This is a genomic window from Acinetobacter sp. CY79 (assembly GCF_059515845.1).
Genome location: NZ_JCAKMY010000009.1, coordinates 65132 through 85065, shown reverse-complemented (window position 1 = coordinate 85065; position 19934 = coordinate 65132). Strand labels below are relative to the sequence as shown.

General features: G+C 40.8%; 8 protein-coding genes. 5 read left to right on the top strand and 3 right to left on the bottom strand.

Annotation, left to right across the window (positions count from 1 at the left end):
- Positions 1-46: 46 nt before the first annotated feature.
- From greA to AC5YCE_RS05100, 3 genes are all read left to right on the top strand, one after another.
- Positions 47-523, top strand: a complete 477-nt coding sequence (gene greA / locus AC5YCE_RS05110; protein ID WP_496127020.1) for a transcription elongation factor GreA — start codon at positions 47-49, stop codon at positions 521-523.
- 150 nt (positions 524-673) lie between these two features.
- Entirely contained in the window at positions 674-1150 is a 477-nt protein-coding gene (locus AC5YCE_RS05105; RefSeq protein ID WP_496171293.1) for a hypothetical protein, read from the top strand.
- 66 nt (positions 1151-1216) lie between these two features.
- The gene (locus tag AC5YCE_RS05100; RefSeq protein ID WP_496171292.1) at positions 1217-1855 is read left to right on the top strand and encodes a CatB-related O-acetyltransferase; all 639 of its coding nucleotides are present in this window, start codon (positions 1217-1219) and stop codon (positions 1853-1855) included.
- Here the strand turns inward: AC5YCE_RS05100 and AC5YCE_RS05095 are convergent.
- Complete coding sequence (locus tag AC5YCE_RS05095) at positions 1830-2585, bottom strand: hypothetical protein (RefSeq protein ID WP_496171291.1); 756 nt, start codon at positions 2583-2585, stop codon at positions 1830-1832. The two genes, AC5YCE_RS05100 and AC5YCE_RS05095, sit on opposite strands and share 26 nt — an antisense overlap.
- A gap of 250 nt (positions 2586-2835) precedes the next feature.
- On the opposite strand from AC5YCE_RS05095, the gene AC5YCE_RS05090 reads away from it, so the two are divergent.
- A complete protein-coding gene (locus tag AC5YCE_RS05090) occupies positions 2836-3276 on the top strand; it encodes a universal stress protein (RefSeq protein ID WP_496127024.1) in 441 nt (146 codons plus the stop codon).
- A gap of 91 nt (positions 3277-3367) precedes the next feature.
- On the opposite strand, the gene AC5YCE_RS05085 is transcribed toward AC5YCE_RS05090, so the two are convergent.
- Complete coding sequence (locus AC5YCE_RS05085) at positions 3368-3700, bottom strand: MGMT family protein (RefSeq protein ID WP_496171310.1); 333 nt, start codon at positions 3698-3700, stop codon at positions 3368-3370.
- 185 nt (positions 3701-3885) lie between these two features.
- On the opposite strand from AC5YCE_RS05085, the gene AC5YCE_RS05080 reads away from it, so the two are divergent.
- A complete protein-coding gene (locus AC5YCE_RS05080) occupies positions 3886-4857 on the top strand; it encodes an alpha/beta fold hydrolase (RefSeq protein ID WP_496171290.1) in 972 nt (323 codons plus the stop codon).
- Between the two features lie 325 nt (positions 4858-5182).
- Here the strand turns inward: AC5YCE_RS05080 and AC5YCE_RS05075 are convergent, their stop codons facing one another.
- Positions 5183-19450, bottom strand: a complete 14268-nt coding sequence (locus AC5YCE_RS05075; protein WP_496171289.1) for a BapA/Bap/LapF family large adhesin — start codon at positions 19448-19450, stop codon at positions 5183-5185.
- Positions 19451-19934 lie beyond the last annotated feature (484 nt).

Sequence of the window (19934 nt, the reverse complement as noted above, 5' to 3'; positions counted from 1 at the left end):
TTATAGACTCAGTATTTTGACTAAATACATTAATTGAGGGACAACAATGCAACGTTATCCTATGACTCCCCAAGGCAAAGAAGCTTTGGAAAAAGAATTACATCAATTGAAAACGATTGATCGTCCACGTATTACTGCAGCAATTGCTGAAGCGCGTGAACACGGGGATTTGAAAGAAAATGCAGAATACCATGCTGCGCGTGAGCAACAGGGTTTCTGTGAAGGCCGTATTCAAGATATCGAAGGTAAATTGGGTGCAGCTCAGTTGATCGACGTAAAAGATCTTGAGCAAAATGGTCGCGTGGTTTTCGGTGTGACAGTGACGATTGAAAACTTAGACACTGAAGAGCAAAAGACATACATGATCGTTGGCGACGATGAAGCTGACTTTAAGATCAATAAAATCTCTGTGAACTCTCCTATTGCTCGTGGTCTCTTGGGTAAAAGCGAAGGCGATGAAGCCAAAATCACAACACCTCAAGGTGAAGTGGAATACGAAATTGTGAAAGTTGCATACATCTAATACACTAAGGGCTGATTATTCAGCCCTTTTTTATAACAATGAAAATAATAATAATTTTAATCCTATTCTCTTTATCAGCTTGCAACAACATCAATAATGATTCTTGCACAGAAGATGTTTGCCAGCCAATAATGGATACACATCCAGCGTATGCAGAAATCTCTGCTGATAAAAAAAAAGATTCTTTTAGCGAATAATCTAAGCTCTGAAAGTATCTGGAAAAAACTCGAAACCCTTGATCCTCTTTTAAAACATAATATTCAATTCAACAACTTCGAAGCTGAATACTTATTAACTAAGAACTCTTCAACTTATACAAAATTTCTTATTAGTCTACGTTATGGCAAGAAAAATGATTTAGAAGAAATTTATTTTGATATTTTTGGAAATCCAAATCCGAAAGATCTACTTACTCTAAGTCATCTAATTAACATTCTGAATGATGATATAAAACAAGATCATCAAAAAACAATAAGCAATTTAGTAAAAACTATCAATAAAAGTCGTTATGATGAAAATAATCATAATTTTATCTCTAAAAAAATTAAAATTAATCAGCTCAATATTTATGCTTTTAAAACTGTTAATCAAAACATTTTTCGTTTTATTATTTACAAAACTAAATAATTTTAAAAAATTTATGAAAGTTAACAACTAATATATAATTCAAATGATCTTTTAATTAACACTCTTATGACTCAAAACCTCATCAACTCCCCTGTTAAACATTGGTGTGAATTCGAATTCATTTCCAAAACTGTCAAAAACCCGAATATTCATATCAAGGGCAATTACAGTTACTACTCTGCATATTGGGATCAGGGATTTGAGCGTTGTGTGGTTCGTTACTTACATGACAAGCAATCCACACCTGAAAAGCCAATTGATCAGCTGTATATTGGGAACTTTGTATGTTTTGGGGCTGAATGTGTGATTATGATGGGTGGCAATCAACTTCATCGTACCGATTGGATTTCAGCGTTTCCTTTTGACACACGTAGCTTTGTACCTGTGGGCGATACGATTATTGGTGATGGTTGTTGGATTGGCTCTCGCGCTATGATTATGCAAGGTGTCACACTTGGTGAAGGTGCTGTAGTTGCGACAGGTGCTGTGGTGACCAAAGATGTCCCACCTTATGCTGTGGTCGGTGGTGTACCGGCAAAAATTATTAAATATCGTTTTTCTGAAGAAGAAATAGAAAAACTGCTTTCGTTAAAATTATATGACTTAGATGAAAAGCAGTTTTTAAAAATGCGTGAGCAGTTGCAGACAGATGATGTTGATTCAATGGTTAAATATTTATCTATTTTAAATCACGGAATGGAATAATAGTCGTTGAATATTTTTTCGTTTTTTTCTGCGTTTCTGGTACATTTGACGGCCAATTATAATCTGTATAATTAAAAATCCATTGGTAATACTTTTGACCAATATCTTGAAATTTAATACTTAATAACGTTCCTGATTCATCATGGCAATGGATGACTATCTGATAATCTTTTTCTGAGAAACATGCGCGAATCATTTCTGAAGAATAAAAAAGTTGATCAGCTATCGCCAATTTATATTCTCCATTACTAGATAATTTAATGAAATCTGCATATTGCTCACTCCTACCTCCACCTGAATAACCAACAAACCAATCATCAATGATTGCAATTGAAAATTCAGTTTTGTTTAATGGATACAAAGCTGGATAGATTTTAATACTTGTTCTATGAAGTCCTTCCTCATCTCCTGTACTATCATGAGAATGCTTATAATCTTTAAATTTCCATTGATCTAATAACGTGAATTTATCGCTCAATTTATGTAATTTAAAAAGACTCGGGGCAGGATCAATTAGATAATAATATGGCTCAGTTGAGCCTTTGACACGATATAATTTAGTTTTATCACTAATGCACCTAATTCCTAATTGCTCACAAATTAAAATAACAGTCTGACCCCCTATATGACTTTCAATTAAGGGTTGAGCACGTATTTTAGCGTCTGCGTAAACGTTACTAATAGCTAAATTAAAGATTAGAAAAATATATATTTTTATTAAGATTTTCATCTTTTCTTTTTTTTAAAAATTTTGTTAATCCTATCTTATTACAGAACACCATATGAATAGACTACTCCTAGTTAAATCATCCATACTTATTGTAATTAAATACTTAAAAATTAATAACTCAATGATTTTAATAAAAAAACCTATGTAATTACTAGGTTTTATTCTGGATTAATACAGTATATGATCAAGTTGAAAGAACATTTTTCATTTCGCTTGAAATGAATTTCATAACGGTGATAAGGAGATTGACATGGCTTACCAAAACATACTTGTACCAGTAGACGGTTCAGAACTCGCGCTAAGCGTTATAAAACATGCGGCTGAACTAGCTAAAGCATTTAACAGCAAAGTGACCATCGTAGAAGTAATGACACTCGATCCTTATATCGCAGCAGAATATTTATCTGCGGGACAAACCAATGCCATGATTGAACGTGCACGTGAATTCATTCAATCAAACATTGAAGCGGCAAAAGCACAATTTGAAGCACAAGGCGTTACAGCTGAAACTAAACTGTTAGAAGGTGAAAGTATTTCACGTACGATTATCAAAGCTGTCGACGAACTTAATGTTGATCTGATTGTACTCAGCTCTCATGGTCGTAGTGGACTCAAAAAACTATTGATGGGTAGCGTAGCACAAAGTCTAATTACTGAATCCAAAGTACCTGTTTTTGTTGTAAAACAATAAGTTTATCAGAGTTAAATTAAAACACCTCATCCGATAGTGAATGGGGTGTTTTTACTTAGAAGCATTTAAATTCACTGTGAAAGTACAATAATTAGATGACCCAACCAAAATCTTTAAAATTTATTTTGCCATTTTTTATCACAACACCTTCACTTAACAATCGAGTCTGTTGTTCATTAAAGCCATGATCATCTAATCGGCTTAGGCTAATTCTTCCTTGAGCATTAATCACCCGATGCCATGGCACATCACTCGTATCATCCATTCGGCTCAGCACTTTCCCAACCAATCGTGCATGCCTTGGCAATCCAGCGAGTACTGCAACCTGTCCATAACTGGCAACCTTACCCAATGGAATATTCGAAACGACGTTCAAAATCATGATCGCAAGCTCATCGCTTGAGCTTTGAAGAGACTCAGCCATTGGAGTATCCGTTTTAGACATCAGTTCATTAGATTTAATGTACATAAATTGACCTAAATTTAATATTCAATAGGCATTAGGCAAATGCATTTTTAGAATTGCTATTTTACTCTGAAAATTAGAATAAAAATTTCAAAAATAGCATTTTGCAACCTCACCTAAAATCACCTAAAACGAGTAGAAAAATGAAAAGGACTTTTCAACATATTTTGCTGTCTTCATCGATCGCATTAGGCTCATTATCCATATTGACTGTTCCTACTACGACCTCTGCCGCACCTTCTATTAACATCCAAAGTGTTTTACAACAAGAACGAACTTGGGCTGGTATGCAAACCAAGCGCGTGAAAGTTGGTGATATCGAATGGGCATATAGCGAAGGTGGAGCAAAAGGTAAACCCGTGATTATGTTAGTTCACGGGCTTGCAGGGAGTCGTGACAATTGGAATCGTGTTGCGCGATATTTAACACCGCATTATCAAGTCATCATTCCTGATTTACCTGGTCAAGGTGATAGTAAAGCACCGAATGATTTTGATTATTCAATTCCCAATTTAACAGAAAAGTTGCGTCGTTTTGCCGAAGCGATTCAAGTTGAAAAAGATTTACATATTGCTGGTCACTCCATGGGAGGTGCTATTTCACTGCTTTATGCGGCTCAATATCCGATTGACACAAAATCACTTTTCTTAGTCAATTCAGCAGGTGTATTCAAATCAGCGAATACTCCTTATCTTAAAGATCCCAATTTGCTTCGTAATTTTGTTGTCGCTAAACCTGGTGATTTTGATCGTCTCTTTAAAATTGCAGCGCAACTTCCACCTTTTATTCCGAATGAACTTAAGGTCGAACAAGAAAAGTTGATGATCTCAAATGCTGTAAATACATCAAAATTAATTGAACAGCTTATTTTAATGTCTAAATCATTCACACCCGATACTTTTGCGATTGCAGCAAGATCGATAGATCAACCCACGCTCATCGTTTGGGGAGAAAAAGATCAAATTATCAATGTCGAAGCTGCGACTGAATTAAAAAGTTTACTCAAGAATGCTCAAGAACCGATTATCTTAAAAGGTGTTGGACACATGCCCCTGCTTGAACAAGAGCAGCCACTTGTGAAAGCGTATTTAAAATTTTTAAGTACTGTCAAATAATATCGTTGTTCACGAGATCAACTTTGGTCTCGTGAATTTAAATCTCTATAAAAGCTATTCCCTATTCCCTATTCCCTATTCCCTATTCCCTATTCCCTATTCCCTATTCCCTATTCCCTATTCCCTATTCCCTATTCCCTATTCCCTATTCCCTATTCCCTATTCCCTATTCCCTATTCCCTATTCCCTATTCCCTATTCCCTATTCCCTATTCAAAAATTATGATTGAAACTATTCTTTCATGCTCATCCATAATTTATTAATTTCTTCGGACGAAAAAAAGAGGATCCGAAGATCCTCTTTTTTAATTCACACTAGCAGACTATTAGTACAACAAGTGGTTGTTGTTCAATAGATCTTGAAGTGTTGTATCTGTATTTTTCAAGGTAATAAGATCTGCTTTCGAGAAGTTAGTACCTGAACCATCACGGTCGATGCTGACAACAGTATCGTTACCTACTTTGTTCACTGAAACGTATTTGTCGATATTTTGATCAGTTACGTCATCTTGTAACAATTTAGAGATATCGATCTTGTCATTGCTTTCAACTTTGAAATCAGTCCAAGTATCGTGACCATTACCACCAGTCTTCTCAGATGCATTCAATAGATTGAAGATAATCTTATCTGCACCTTCACCTAGCGCGACTGTGTCATTCGCAGCTGAAGAAACAAACGCTTTACCTAAATCGATTGTCAATGTTGCTGATTTCTCAACACCATTTGGAGCAACTAACTTGTATTCAAACTCAACATCTGCCGTTGTTATATTCGCAGCAGGCGTAAATACATAGCTACCATCTTGATTCAAGACTAATTTTCCAGCAGCAACACTGATTACATCACCCTTAGCAAGTTCGAAATTACCTGTGTTTGGATTCTTAACAAACAATTGGTCATCTTTACTTGCCAATTTATCAGCACCGAAACCAGTGTCATCAGTAATCACGTTACCAACTGCTTTATTCACGCCTTCAGTTACAAGTTTATCGCTTGAAACTGTCGCTTGAACATACGTGTAGATCATCGTTGAGTTCGAACCCCAATGGCTATAGTTAGCTTCTGAAGTTGTAAACACGACTTGCCATTGTTTAGACAACGCGCTATCTGCTTGGTACGACGTATTAAACAATGCAGTTCCTGCATATTTGTAACCGTTACCAATGACTGAACCAGATGCACCAGCGCCAGAAGCATTTACCCACTTACCAGAGCTATCTTTGTACTGAACTTGGTAACTGAACTTGTCACCAGTAATCGTCTGACTGCAAGCTAACGCAGACTTAATTGCAATCTTCGCAGTCGTACCTTCAGCCAATGTTTGAATCGCAAGTTTGCTTACGCCATCAACTTTCTTACCACTGTAATAAGCCGCAGAACAAGCAGAACCACATACTAGTGATTGAACACAGTCTTGAGCTTTCTCAACAACAGTTTGTGCAGAATTCACATCATCTGAAACAGATAAGTTAGTCGTTGCTGGTTTAGCTGGATCTGTAGGATCCCATGTTAAATCAATACCAGAATTCGTACCAATTTGAACAATTAAGTCAGCAGTCGTTGTCTTATCATTAGCATCGGTGATTGTGTATTCAAACACTTCTGTCTTACCAATGTTCGTCAAATCAGCGCTTGGCTTGTACACATAAGAACCATCAGCTTTGATAGTCAATGTGCCATGGTTACCATTAATAGTAACGCCAGCCTCGGTTACAGCTACACCATTAACATCAGTTAGCTTAGAAGTACCGTCAAGTACATCGTTTGCTAATACATTGCCACTTGCATCAGTGATGTCAGAAACTTCAACTTTAAAGTTAGAGTCTACTTCACGAATAACGATGTCAGTTTCAACATAACCAAACTTGGTGATCGCACTCCAGCTTTCCATATCGATACGATATTTTCCAGCTTCAAGGTCATTTACTTTGACTTTTGCTTTTTCACCGAAGAAGCCAAGGAAATCAAACAAACCTGAATCAGTATTTGAAGCAACTTTTTCCCAAGTTCCTGTGCTCGGATTGTACTTAGACAGTACCAAGTTAACTTGATCAAAGATCGCTTTCAATGAACCTGTTTTGATCTGTAATTCGATATCAGCATGTTTACCCTTGCCGATTTCGAAAGTAGTGCTACCACTATCACGACCAAGAACAAAGCCTAAAACACCAAACTTCCAGCTATAGCAAATTGCATTGTCAATGAAACGCTCAGTGACAGGGTGATCGTAGTCAATAAATGCTTGAGCTACATCATCAGCTGGGTTGTTGTGCGTTACATAAGGAGCAGTAACTAAAGTTGGACCTGAAGTACCACCAACGTCAGTCGCTGTTAATGTCACTTGTTGACCTTGGTCAATTGCTGGATTGAATTCAAACTTGAATGAACCAGTTGATTCATCAGCTTGAGTCGTCAGGATTTCACCATTCGGACCTTTATAAGTCACTGTAGAACCAGCTTGAGCAGTACCTTCAAGTACTGAACCATCTTCGTTGAACGCACCTGTAGGTGCATCTGGTGCAACAATATCAATAGTTACAGTATTTGAGTCACGCGATGAGTTACCCGCTTTATCTTTCGCTAAAGCTTGTACATCATATTTACCGTCAGCTAAATCAACATTAGTTGTGAAGCTCCAATGACCTGTAACAGGATCTACAGTTGCACTACCTCTGTCTACCAATGCGCCATTTTGAATAATAACGACATCTACAGTACCGCGTGGTTCAGAAGTTACACCAGTAATTGTCGGAGTCACATCATTTGTAGGTTCAGAATCGAAGATCTCTACAACTGGAAGGACTGTATCAATTTCAAATACTATCGAAACTGGTTGACTAGGGTTGCTGCTCAAGTCACGACCAACGGCTTCGATTTGATATACACCATCTTCCAGTGGATTCTGAACTGCATAAGACCAACGGTTACCATCAATGATAATAGCTGGACCACTTTCAATGAAGTTACCATCCGTATCACGAAGAATAACGACATCTACAGCTATCGCTCCATCCATCAACACACCCGTGAAGGTAGGCTGTTTATTTTTGACGAAGTACTGTGGTTCAGACGAAACTGCATTACCCACTAAATTCAATGCGTTGTTAAGTGCACTGCCAGATAATGAAGTCGCTTGGAAAGATACCACAACTGGCTCTTCCACAACTGGCTCTTCCACAACTGGTGCAGAGAATGCCATAGAAGCCATCATAGGTGCTGCAAATGTTTCAGTTGCATCTACAGATATTTCTGTAGCAATTTCTTCAATAACAGATGTACTTTCTTCCACAACTGGTGCAGAGAATGCCATGCGGGCCATCATTGGTGCAGCAAATGCTACTGTTTCATCAACAGGCTTCTCTGTAACAGTTTGTTCAACAACAGGCGTGTTTTCTTCCACAATCGGTGCAGAGAATGCCATACGAGCCATCATTGGAGCAGCCAACATTGCAGGTGCAATCGCAGGTTCTGCTACAGTCGCTGGCGCGCTGAAAGTATTCCACCAATCATCATCATCACCATTATCTGGTGGATCGATTGTGATCACAGGTGGTGTAATGTCAACCTCGAAGTTTTCAGATTTCGCTGTACCCACATTACCAGCTGCATCAGAAGGCACACCTGTAACAAGGTAGATATCTTCAGCCAATTTCACAGGTGGTACATAATTCCACTTGCCATCTTGCCCCACAGTGACTTGAATACCTTCCTCTTTATAACCGAACTTAGTACCAACAATCGTTAATGTTACTGTCGTACCTGGTTCACCAGTACCTGTAATCGGGTGCTGTTGATTATTCGTTGCATTATTTTGTGCATCACCAATTGGGTCAATCGTGATTTCTGGTGCTGTAGTATCAACAACTAAATCAACTGGACCTGTAGGCTGTTCATTACCAGCAGGGTCTTTCGCAGTTGCATCAACTGTATATTCGCCTTCTGGTAGCTCTTCTGTTGGTGTGTAAGTCCAAGAACCATCTGGATTAACAGTCGCAGTACCTTCAACAACTGGGTTTCCATCTTTATCTTTGATCACAACATCAACTGTTGAACCTGGCTCAGTCTTACCTGTTAACTCAGGAGTCGTATCGTTAGTTTCCACTGGTGGATCAATTGTGATCACTGGTGGCGTTGTATCGATCACTAACTCTTCTGCTGGAGCATCAGTTTCGTTACCTGCAGGATCTTTTGCAGTTGCTTCAATCGTGTATTCACCTTCTGGCAACTCTTCTGTTGGTGTGTAAGTCCAAGAACCATCTGGATTAACCGTCGCTGGACCTGTCGCTACTGGATTGCCATCTTTGTCTTTGATCACAACATCAACAGTCAAGCCTGGTTCTACCTGACCAGTCAACTCAGGAGTTGTATCGTTGGTTTCCACTGGTGGATCAATTGTGATCACTGGTGGAGTGGTATCAATCACTAACTCTTCTGCTGGAGCATCAGTTTCATTACCTGCAGGGTCTTTCGCAGTTGCTTCAACTGTGTATTCGCCTTCTGGTAATTCAGTCGTCGGAGTATAAGTCCAAGAACCGTCTGGATTAACCGTCGCTGGACCTGTCGCTACTGGATTGCCATCTTTGTCTTTAACAACAACATCGACAGTTGCACCTGGCTCAGTTTTACCTGTTAACTCAGGAGTCGTATCGTTAGTTTCCACTGGTGGATCAATTGTGATCACTGGTGGAGTGGTATCAATCACTAGCTCTTCTGGTGCAGCATCAGTTTCATTTCCTGCAGGATCTTTCGCAGTTGCTTCAACGGTGTACTCGCCTTCTGGTAATTCAGTCGTTGGTGTATAAGTCCAAGATCCATCTGGATTAACCGTTGCAGGACCTGTCGCTACTGGATTGCCATCTTTGTCTTTGATCACAACATCGACAGTCGAACCTGGCTCAGTTTTACCTGAAATTTCAGGAGTCGTGTCGTTGGTATCGTCAAGCGGATCAATTGAAACCACTGGGCCAGTTGTATCCACTTCGAAGCCTTCAGTTGCAGGTTCTGATGGGTTACCCTGATTGTCTTTCGCTACTGCTTCAACGGTGTACTCACCTTCTGGCAATGCTTCAGTTGGTGTGTATGACCAAGAACCATCTGGATTAACAGTTGCCGGACCTGTCGCTACTGGATTGCCATCTTTGTCTTTGATCACAACATCAACAGTCGAACCTGGCTCAGTTGTACCTGAGATTTCAGGAGTCGTGTCGTTGGTTTCATCAATCGGATCGATCGAGATTGCTGGACCACTAAAGTCTACAACGAAGTCTTCTTTAGCATCAGCTGTATTTCCAGCCTTGTCTGTCGCAACTGCAACAACATCTTGCTGACCTTCTGCTAGATCTTCAGATGGTGTGTAAGTCCAAGTACCATCTGGATTTACTGTCGCAGGACCAGTAACTACTTTACCATTTTCATCAGTAATGGTGATTTGTACTGTTGAACCTGGTTCAGTCGTACCCGTGATTTCTGGCGTTGCATCGTTTGTAAGATCAATTGGATCAATCGTTACATTTGTTGGTGCAGTCGTATCAATCACTAGATCAACTGGAGCATCAACAGTTGCTTCATTACCTGCAGGATCTTTCGCAGTTGCTTCAACTGTGTATTCGCCTTCTGGTAATTCAGTCGTCGGAGTATAAGTCCAAGAACCGTCTGGATTAACCGTCGCTGGACCTTGTGCTACAGGGTTACCATCTTTGTCTTTAACAACAACATCAACAGTCGAACCTGGCTCAGTTGTACCTGTTAACTCAGGAGTCGTATCGTTAGTTTCCACTGGCGGATCAATTGTGATCACTGGTGGAGTGGTATCAATCACCAATTCTTCTGGAGCAGCATCAGTTTCGTTACCTGCAGGATCTTTCGCAGTTGCTTCAACGGTGTACTCGCCTTCTGGTAATTCAGTCGTCGGAGTATAAGTCCAAGACCCATCTGGATTAACCGTCGCTGGACCTGTCGCTACTGGATTGCCATCTTTGTCTTTGATCACAACATCGACAGTCGAACCTGGCTCAGTTTTACCTGAAATTTCAGGAGTCGTGTCGTTGGTATCGTCAAGCGGATCAATTGATACCACTGGGCCAGTCGTATCCACTTCGAAGCCTTCAGTTGCAGGTTCTGATGGGTTACCCTGATTGTCTTTCGCTACTGCTTCAACGGTGTACTCACCTTCTGGCAATGCTTCAGTTGGCGTGTATGACCAAGAACCATCTGGATTAACAGTTGCCGGACCTGTCGCTACTGGATTGCCATCTTTGTCTTTGATCACAACATCGACAGTCGAACCTGGCTCAGTTGTACCTGAAATTTCAGGAGTCGTGTCGTTGGTTTCATCAATCGGATCGATTGAAACATCAGGACCACTAAAGTCTACAACGAAGTCTTCTTTAGCATCAGCTGTATTTCCAGCCTTGTCTGTCGCAACTGCAACAACATCTTGCTGACCTTCTGCTAGATCTTCAGATGGTGTGTAAGTCCAAGTGCCATCTGGATTTACTGTCGCAGGACCAGTAACTACTTTACCATTTTCATCAATAATGGTGATTTGTACTGTTGAACCTGGTTCAGTCGTACCCGTGATTTCTGGCGTTGCATCGTTTGTAAGATCAATTGGATCAATCGTTACATTTGTTGGTGCAGTCGTATCAATCACTAGATCAACTGGAGCATCAACAGCTGCTTCATTACCTGCAGGGTCTTTCGCAGTTGCTTCAACTGTGTATTCGCCTTCTGGCAATTCAGTCGTCGGAGTATAAGTCCAAGAACCGTCTGGATTAACCGTCGCTGGACCTTGTGCTACAGGATTGCCATCTTTGTCTTTGATGACTACATCTACTGTCGCACCTGGCTCAGTTGTACCTTTAATTTCAGGCGTAGTGTCATTGGTTGGATCAATTTCATCTATCGTAATAACAGGAGGAGTTGTATCGATTACCAACTGTTCAGGTTCTGCATCAGTATCATTTCCAGCAGGATCTTTCGCAGTTGCTTCAACTGTGTATTCGCCTTCTGGTAATTCAGTTGTTGGAGTATAAGTCCAAGATCCATCTGGATTAACCGTCGCAGGACCTGTCGCTACTGGATTGCCATCTTTGTCTTTGATCACTACATCAACTGTCGCATCCGGTTCAGTTTTACCAGTCACTGTCGGAGTTGTATCGTTGGTTACTTCTACTGGATCAATTGATACTACTGGACAAGTCGTATCCACTTCGAAGCCTTCAGTTGCAGGATCTGATGGATTACCAAGTTTGTCTTTCGCTACTGCTTCAACAGTGTACTCACCTTCTGGCAATGCTTCAGTTGGAATGAACGACCAAGAACCATCTGGATTAACTGTCGCAGGACCTTGTGCTACAGGATTGCCATTAGCATCTTTTACAATAACATCAACAGTCGAATCTGGTTCTGTTGTACCTGTGATTTCTGGCGTTGTGTCATTTGTAGAATCAATCGGATCGATTGTGATATCCGGACCACCCAAGTCAACTTCGAAGTCTTCAACCGCCTGAGCAGTGTTACCCGCCTTGTCTGTCGCAACAGCAACAACATCTTGCTGACCTTCTGCTAGATCTTCAGATGGTGTGTAAGTCCAAGTACCATCTGGATTTACTGTCGCAGGACCAGTAACTACTTTACCATTTTCATCAGTAATGGTGACTTGTACAGAAGAACCAACTTCTGTTGTACCTGTGATTTCTGGTGTTGTGTCGTTTGTATCTTCAATTGGATTGATAGATACATTTGTTGGAGGAGTAACATCAACGCGGAACTCTTCTGAATCTGGAGCACCTTTGTTACCCAATTTATCAGTCGCTACACCAGTTACTGTGTAGTCGCCTTCTGGAGCTTCAAAGAATGGTACATATTTGAAGTTACCTTCAGCATCGGCATATACAGTTGCTGTTAATACTGAACCTGTTGGGACATGAGTAATAACTAAGTCAACTTTTGCACCAGCTTCAGTTTTACCTGTAAATTCTGGTGTTTTGTCATTGATTTCATCAGTTAAAGAAACTGGATAAACATCAATGTCTGGACCAATCGTATCAACGATAAAGTCTTCAATTGCTTGTGCTTTGTTACCCGCTTTGTCAGTCGCAACTGCAACCACATTTTGCTTACCATCAGTAAGAACATCAGAAGTAAACGTCCACGACCCATCTGCATTTACAGTCGCTGGGCCTGAAACTTCTTTACCATTTTCGTCAGTTAGAGTCACAACAACAGTTGTACCTGGCTCTGTTTTACCCGTAATGGTTGGTGTATTGTCATTTGTATCATTTACAGGATCAATTGAAACACCAATTGGCGACGTTGTATCTACATCAAACTCTTCAGTAGCTGGTTCGCCTGTATTACCAAGAGAATCTTTACCTACAGCCTCAACTGTATAATCACCTTCTGGTAATTCAGTCGTCGGAGTATAGGTCCAAGTACCATCTGGATTAACCGTCGCTGGACCTTGTGCTACAGGGTTGCCGTCTTTGTCTTTGATCACAACATCAACTGTCGAACCTGGCTCAGTTGTACCTGAAATTTCTGGAGTCGTGTCGTTTGTAGAGTCTATCGGATCAATTGTCACAACCGGACCATCAACATCTACTGTGAAGTCATCATTTGCAGAACCAGTATTTCCAGCAGGATCTTTCGCAGTTGCTTCAACTGTGTATTCGCCTTCAGGTAAATCAGTCGTTGGCGTGTAAGTCCAAGTACCATCTGGATTAACCGTCGCTGGACCTTGTGCTACTGGATTGCCATTTACATCCTTAACGATTACGTCAACAGTTGTACCTTGTTCAGTGGTACCTGTGATGTCTGGAGTAGCATCATTGGTTACGTCAATTGGATCAATAGTCACAACAGGAACAGTAGTATCGATCACTAGGTCAACTGGAGCATCAACAGTTGCTTCATTACCTGCAGGGTCTTTCGCAGTTGCTTCAACTGTGTACTCGCCTTCTGGTAATTCAGTTGTTGGAGTATAAGTCCAAGAACCGTCTGGATTAACCGTCGCTGGACCTTGTGCTACAGGGTTACCATCTTTGTCTTTAACAACAACATCAACTGTCGCACCTGGCTCAGTTGTACCTGTTAATTCAGGCGTCGTGTCATTGGTCTCTTCAATTGGGTTGATTGATACCACTGGTGGAACTGTATCTACAACAAAGTCTTCATTCGCATCAGCAGTGTTACCCGCCTTATCAGTTGAAACCGCAACAACTTTCTGCTCACCTTCAGCCAAAGGCTCAGATGGTGTGAAGGTCCAAGTACCGTCTGGATTTACTGTCGCAGGACCTTTAACTTCTTTACCATTTTCATCAGTAATGGTGACTTGTACTGTTGAACCTGGTTCAGTCGTACCTGTGATTTCTGGCGTTGAATCATTGGTAAGATCAATTGGATCAATCGTTACATTCGTTGGTGCAGTCGTATCAATCACTAGATCAACTGGAGCATCAACAGTTGCTTCATTACCTGCAGGGTCTTTCGCAGTTGCTTCAACTGTGTATTCGCCTTCTGGTAATTCAGTTGTTGGAGTATAAGTCCAAGTACCATCTGGATTAACCGTCGCTGGACCTTGTGCTACAGGGTTACCATCTTTGTCTTTGATCACAACATCAACTGTCGCACCTGGCTCAGTTGTACCTGTTAATTCAGGCGTCGTGTCATTGGTCTCTTCAACTGGGTTGATTGATACCACTGGTGGAACTGTATCTACAACAAAGTCTTCATTCGCATCAGCAGTGTTACCCGCCTTATCAGTTGAAACCGCAACAACTTTCTGCTCACCTTCAGCCAAAGGCTCAAATGGTGTGAAGGTCCAAGTACCGTCTGGATTTACTGTCGCAGGACCTTTAACTTCTTTACCATTTACATCAGTTACAGTAACAACAACTGTTGTACCTGGTTCAGTTGTACCTATGATGTCTGGTGTTGAATCATTGGTAAGGTCGATTGGATCAATCGTTACACTTGTAGCAGAAGTATCAATTACGAGATCAACTGGAGCATCAACAGTTGCTTCATTACCTGCAGGATCTTTCGCAGTTGCTTCAACTGTGTACTCGCCTTCTGGTAATTCAGTTGTCGGAGTATAAGTCCAAGTACCATCTGGATTAACCGTCGCTGGACCTTGTGCTATAGGGTTACCATCTTTGTCTTTAACAACAACATCAACTGTCGCACCGGGCTCAGTTGTACCTGTTAATTCAGGCGTCGTGTCATTGGTCTCTTCAACTGGGTTGATTGATACCACTGGTGGAACTGTATCTACAACAAAGTCTTCATTCGCATCAGCAGTGTTACCCGCCTTGTCAGTTGAAACCGCAACAACTTTCTGCTCACCTTCAGCCAAAGGCTCAGATGGTGTGAAGGTCCAAGTACCGTCTGGATTTACTGTCGCAGGACCTTTAACTTCTTTACCATTTACATCAGTTACAGTCACAACAACTGTTGTACCTGGTTCAGTGGTACCTGTGATGTCTGGTGTTGAATCATTGGTAAGGTCGATTGGATCAATCGTTACACTTGTAGCAGAAGTATCAATTACTAGATCAACTGGAGCATCAACAGTTGCTTCATTACCTGCAGGATCTTTCGCAGTTGCTTCAACTGTGTACTCGCCTTCTGGTAATTCAGTTGTCGGAGTATAAGTCCAAGTACCATCTGGATTAACCGTCGCTGGACCTTGTGCTACAGGGTTACCATCTTTGTCTTTAACAACAACATCAACTGTCGCACCGGGCTCAGTTGTACCTGTTAATTCAGGCGTCGTGTCATTTGTTGGCGCACGATCATCAATCGCAACTGGTGGAGGTGTTGTATCAACAATTACACCAGCAACATCTGGAACAGGAGTAACGTTACCTGCCAAATCACGCGCAACCGCTTCTACAGTATACTTACCATCTACTAGATCAGTCGGAGTATAAGACCAAGTACCATCTGCATTTGGAGTAATCACTGCAGATTGAACAACTTGACCTGCCTCATCTTTAACAGTTACACGAACCATTTGAACATCAGGTTCTGTGGTTCCGTTAAATGTCGGAGTCGGATCATTGGTTAAACCATAATCCACTACTTCTACAAGAGGAGCAACAGTATCAACGATAACCTGAATAGAATCTGTATTAAAATTACCTGCTTTATCATAACCACGGGCAATTAAAGTATATTCACCGTCTGCAAGTTTAACACCTGTGTTATACGACCATTTATTAGTTGTTAAGTCATAAGTCGTTGCAGGTCCTTTAGAAACCACATTTCCATCTTTATCCAAGATTTCCAGTTCGGCTCTTACAACATCATTTTTTGTATTTCCAGTAAATATGTATTCTGGATTTTTTATATGGAAAGCCACGCTCGTCTCCGCTTTTAAGAGCTTTTCCGATGCAGCTACGGACTGCAAAGAGAAAGCTGCAAATTTTGCAGCGACTGCTGATTGCTGGGTAACAACCCATTCATCATCATCATCACTGCCGTTATCAGGTGGATCAATAGTAATTTCAGGAGGTGTTGTATCGATTTCTAATCCACCAATCCCTTCTTCTTTTTTCTCATTACCAGCAGGGTCTTTCGCAGTTGCATCAACTGTATATTCACCTTCTGGTAGCTCTTCTGTTGGTGTGTAAGTCCAAGAACCATCTGGATTCACAGTCGCAGTACCTTCAACAACTGGGTTTCCATCTTTATCTTTGATCACAACATCAACTGTTGAACCTGGTTCAGTTTTACCTGTAATTTCTGGTGTTAAGTCATTAGTTGTAATAGGAGGATCGATCGAGATTTCAGGAGGTGTTGTATCAATCACTAACTCTTCTGCTGGAGCATCAGTTTCATTACCTGCAGGGTCTTTCGCAGTTGCTTCAACTGTGTATTCGCCTTCTGGTAATTCAGTCGTCGGAGTATAAGTCCAAGAACCGTCTGGATTAACCGTCGCTGGACCTTGTGCTACAGGGTTGCCATCTTTGTCTTTAACAACAACATCAACAGTCGAACCTGGCTCAGTTTTACCTGTTAACTCAGGAGTCGTATCGTTAGTTTCCACTGGTGGATCAATTTCGATGATTGGTGGAGTGGTATCAATCACCAATTCTTCTGGAGCAGCATCAGTTTCGTTACCTGCAGGATCTTTCGCAGTTGCTTCAACGGTGTACTCGCCTTCTGGTAATTCAGTCGTCGGAGTATAAGTCCAAGACCCATCTGGATTAACCGTCGCTGGACCTGTCGCTACTGGATTGCCATCTTTGTCTTTGATCACAACATCGACAGTCGAACCTGGCTCAGTTGTACCTGAAATTTCAGGAGTCGTGTCGTTGGTATCGTCAAGCGGATCAATTGAAACCACTGGACCAGTCGTATCCACTTCGAAGTTTTCAGCTGCAGGTGCAGAAGGATTACCTTTGTCATCTTTGGCTACTGCTTCAACGGTGTACTCACCTTCTGGCAATGCTTCAGTTGGTGTGTATGACCAAGAACCATCTGGATTAACAGTTGCCGGACCTGTCGCTACAGGGTTGCCGTCTTTGTCTTTGATCACAACATCAACAGTCGAACCTGGCTCAGTTGTACCTGAGATTTCAGGAGTCGTGTCGTTGGTTTCATCAATTGGATCGATTGAAACATCAGGACCACTAAAGTCTACAACAAAGTCTTCTGTTGCTTGTGCAGTGTTGCCTGCTTTATCAGTTGCAACTGCAACAACATCTTGCTGACCTTCTGCTAGATCTTCAGATGGTGTGTAAGTCCAAGTGCCATCTGGATTTACTGTCGCAGGACCAGTAACTACTTTACCGTTAGCATCAGTAATGGTGACTTGTACTGTTGAACCTGGTTCAGTCGTACCTGTGATTTCTGGTGTTGCATCGTTTGTAAGATCAATTGGATCAATCGTTACATTTGTTGGTGCAGTCGTATCAATCACTAGATCAACTGGAGCATCAACAGCTGCTTCATTACCTGCAGGGTCTTTCGCAGTTGCTTCAACTGTGTATTCGCCTTCTGGCAATTCAGTCGTCGGAGTATAAGTCCAAGAACCGTCTGGATTAACCGTCGCTGGACCTTGTGCTACAGGATTGCCATCTTTGTCTTTGATCACAACATCAACAGTCGCACCTGGCTCAGTTGTACCTGTGATTTCTGGAGTCGTGTCTTTTGTTGGTGGAAGATCATCAATTGCAACAACTGGAGGAACCGTATCTACTGTAAAATCTTCAGTATCTTCCGCAGTTTTACCAGTATTACTTGTTGCTTTAGCGACAACTTTTTGCTCACCTTCAGCTAATGGCTCAGATGGCATGAATGTCCACGTACCATCTGCATTTACAGTCGCAGGACCTGAAACCACTTTACCATTTATATCAGTCACAGTAACAAAAACTGTTGTGCCTGGAGTAGTTTTACCTGTAATTTCAGGAGTTGAATCATTCGTTAGCTCGATTGGATTAATCGCAACTACAGGATCAACAGGATCAACAGGATCAACAGGATCAACAGGATCAACAGGATCAACAGGATCAACAGGATCAACAGGATCAACTACAAGCACAGCTGGCTCATCAGTAGTAGCCTGATTTCCTGCCTTATCAGTTGCAGTTGCTTCAACTGTGTATTCACCTTCCGGTAATACTGTTGACGGAGTGAATGACCAAGTACCATCTTCTGGATTAACAATCGCTGGACCTTGTGCCACAGGCTTGCCGTCTTTATCTTTGATCACAACATCTACAGTTGCACCTGGTTCTGTTGTACCTGTGATTTCTGGAGTCGTGTCTTTTGTAGGAGCAATTGAATCAATAGAAACTTCAGGTGCTTTAGTGTCTACAGTAAAATCACTTATAGGCGACTTATCACTTTCAAGATCATCAACAGTTTGAGTTGCTGTTAAATTATGCGGGCCATCGCTCAATGGCGTTGTAAGCTCCAACTCCCATGTACCATCTTCTTTGGCAAAAGTTTCACCAATAAGTTGATCGCCATCATATACTTTAACGATCGCCCCAGGTTGTGCACCTGCCCCACTAAGAGTAGGGAGCGAATCGTTCGTAGATTGACCATTCTCAACCAACCCAGTTTGAGGAGCGACGTCATCGAAAACTTTCGGCGCATCTAACAATGCAGATGGTTTTGTAACAGGAGGAATAACAGGCTCAGAACCTCCTCCATCACCGCCACCGCCAGCTGCTGCCGCAATACCTGCTACACCAGCACCGACTAACCAAGGTAAAATTCCACCTACGAAGTTATCTGAATAAAGCAATGGCTCAATTTCTTCAATCGGATAATATAAGATTGTTTCAGCAATCGAGGCATCTGCATTGGTAAATTTAACCCAATAAAGCTGACCACTTTCATCTTGAAAAACTAAACTGTTATCTGCAAATTCTGCATTGAAATAATTTTCAATAACAATTACTTCACCGTTTCTTAAAGTTATTAATGCATTATTATTTTCACGAGTGATTGAAGCCACGTCATCTTTAGAAACTTGAACAACAACTACAGAGTTTTCGTTAAGTCCTACTTTACTAGAGTTTACATTCTCTAATACCTGATGACTCTCTTTAGATATGACTGAGATGTTCGGCATAGTACATTTCTCTCTTATACATTTTATTTTTATCAATCTTTCTAAATTTAAAAACATAAAAAGATAGACGCTATTATCTATATTTGAGATTTATATCACACTTTCTGTTTTTTTTGTGCAAACAACCCGATGGTCGAGGAACTTTTTTGTAACGTGCACTGCATTTCCGACATATGTTTATTTATTTCAGCTATTTAAAAACCACTAAAGATAAAATTTATAGATATATTTTTTGTATTAAAATCAGTAAATCAAGCATTTACGTTTATTTTTTAGGCTATTTTCTAAGCATAAACAGATAGCATCTTGTGTTTTAAGATAATTAATGGTAGGCGTTTCAATTTCTCAAAGAATAAGCATGTTACTAGATTTGTCATTATGTAGTTATTTTAAATAAAGAGAACTGTCGCTAAATAAAGAGAACTGTCACTTATTCTTGTTTTTAGTCATTTTTTAAGCAAATAATAGATATAAATTGATGTAT

Excerpts from the sequence above, each read along its gene's own strand:
- greA (WP_496127020.1), top strand. The coding sequence starts at position 47 with ATGCAACGTTATCCTATGACTCCCCAAGGCAAAGAAGCTTTGGAAAAA.
- AC5YCE_RS05105 (WP_496171293.1), top strand. The coding sequence starts at position 674 with ATGCAGAAATCTCTGCTGATAAAAAAAAAGATTCTTTTAGCGAATAAT.
- AC5YCE_RS05100 (WP_496171292.1), top strand. The coding sequence starts at position 1,217 with ATGACTCAAAACCTCATCAACTCCCCTGTTAAACATTGGTGTGAATTC.
- AC5YCE_RS05095 (WP_496171291.1), bottom strand. The coding sequence starts at position 2,585 with ATGAAAATCTTAATAAAAATATATATTTTTCTAATCTTTAATTTAGCT.
- AC5YCE_RS05090 (WP_496127024.1), top strand. The coding sequence starts at position 2,836 with ATGGCTTACCAAAACATACTTGTACCAGTAGACGGTTCAGAACTCGCG.
- AC5YCE_RS05085 (WP_496171310.1), bottom strand. The coding sequence starts at position 3,700 with ATGGCTGAGTCTCTTCAAAGCTCAAGCGATGAGCTTGCGATCATGATT.
- AC5YCE_RS05080 (WP_496171290.1), top strand. The coding sequence starts at position 3,886 with ATGAAAAGGACTTTTCAACATATTTTGCTGTCTTCATCGATCGCATTA.
- AC5YCE_RS05075 (WP_496171289.1), bottom strand. The coding sequence starts at position 19,450 with ATGCCGAACATCTCAGTCATATCTAAAGAGAGTCATCAGGTATTAGAG.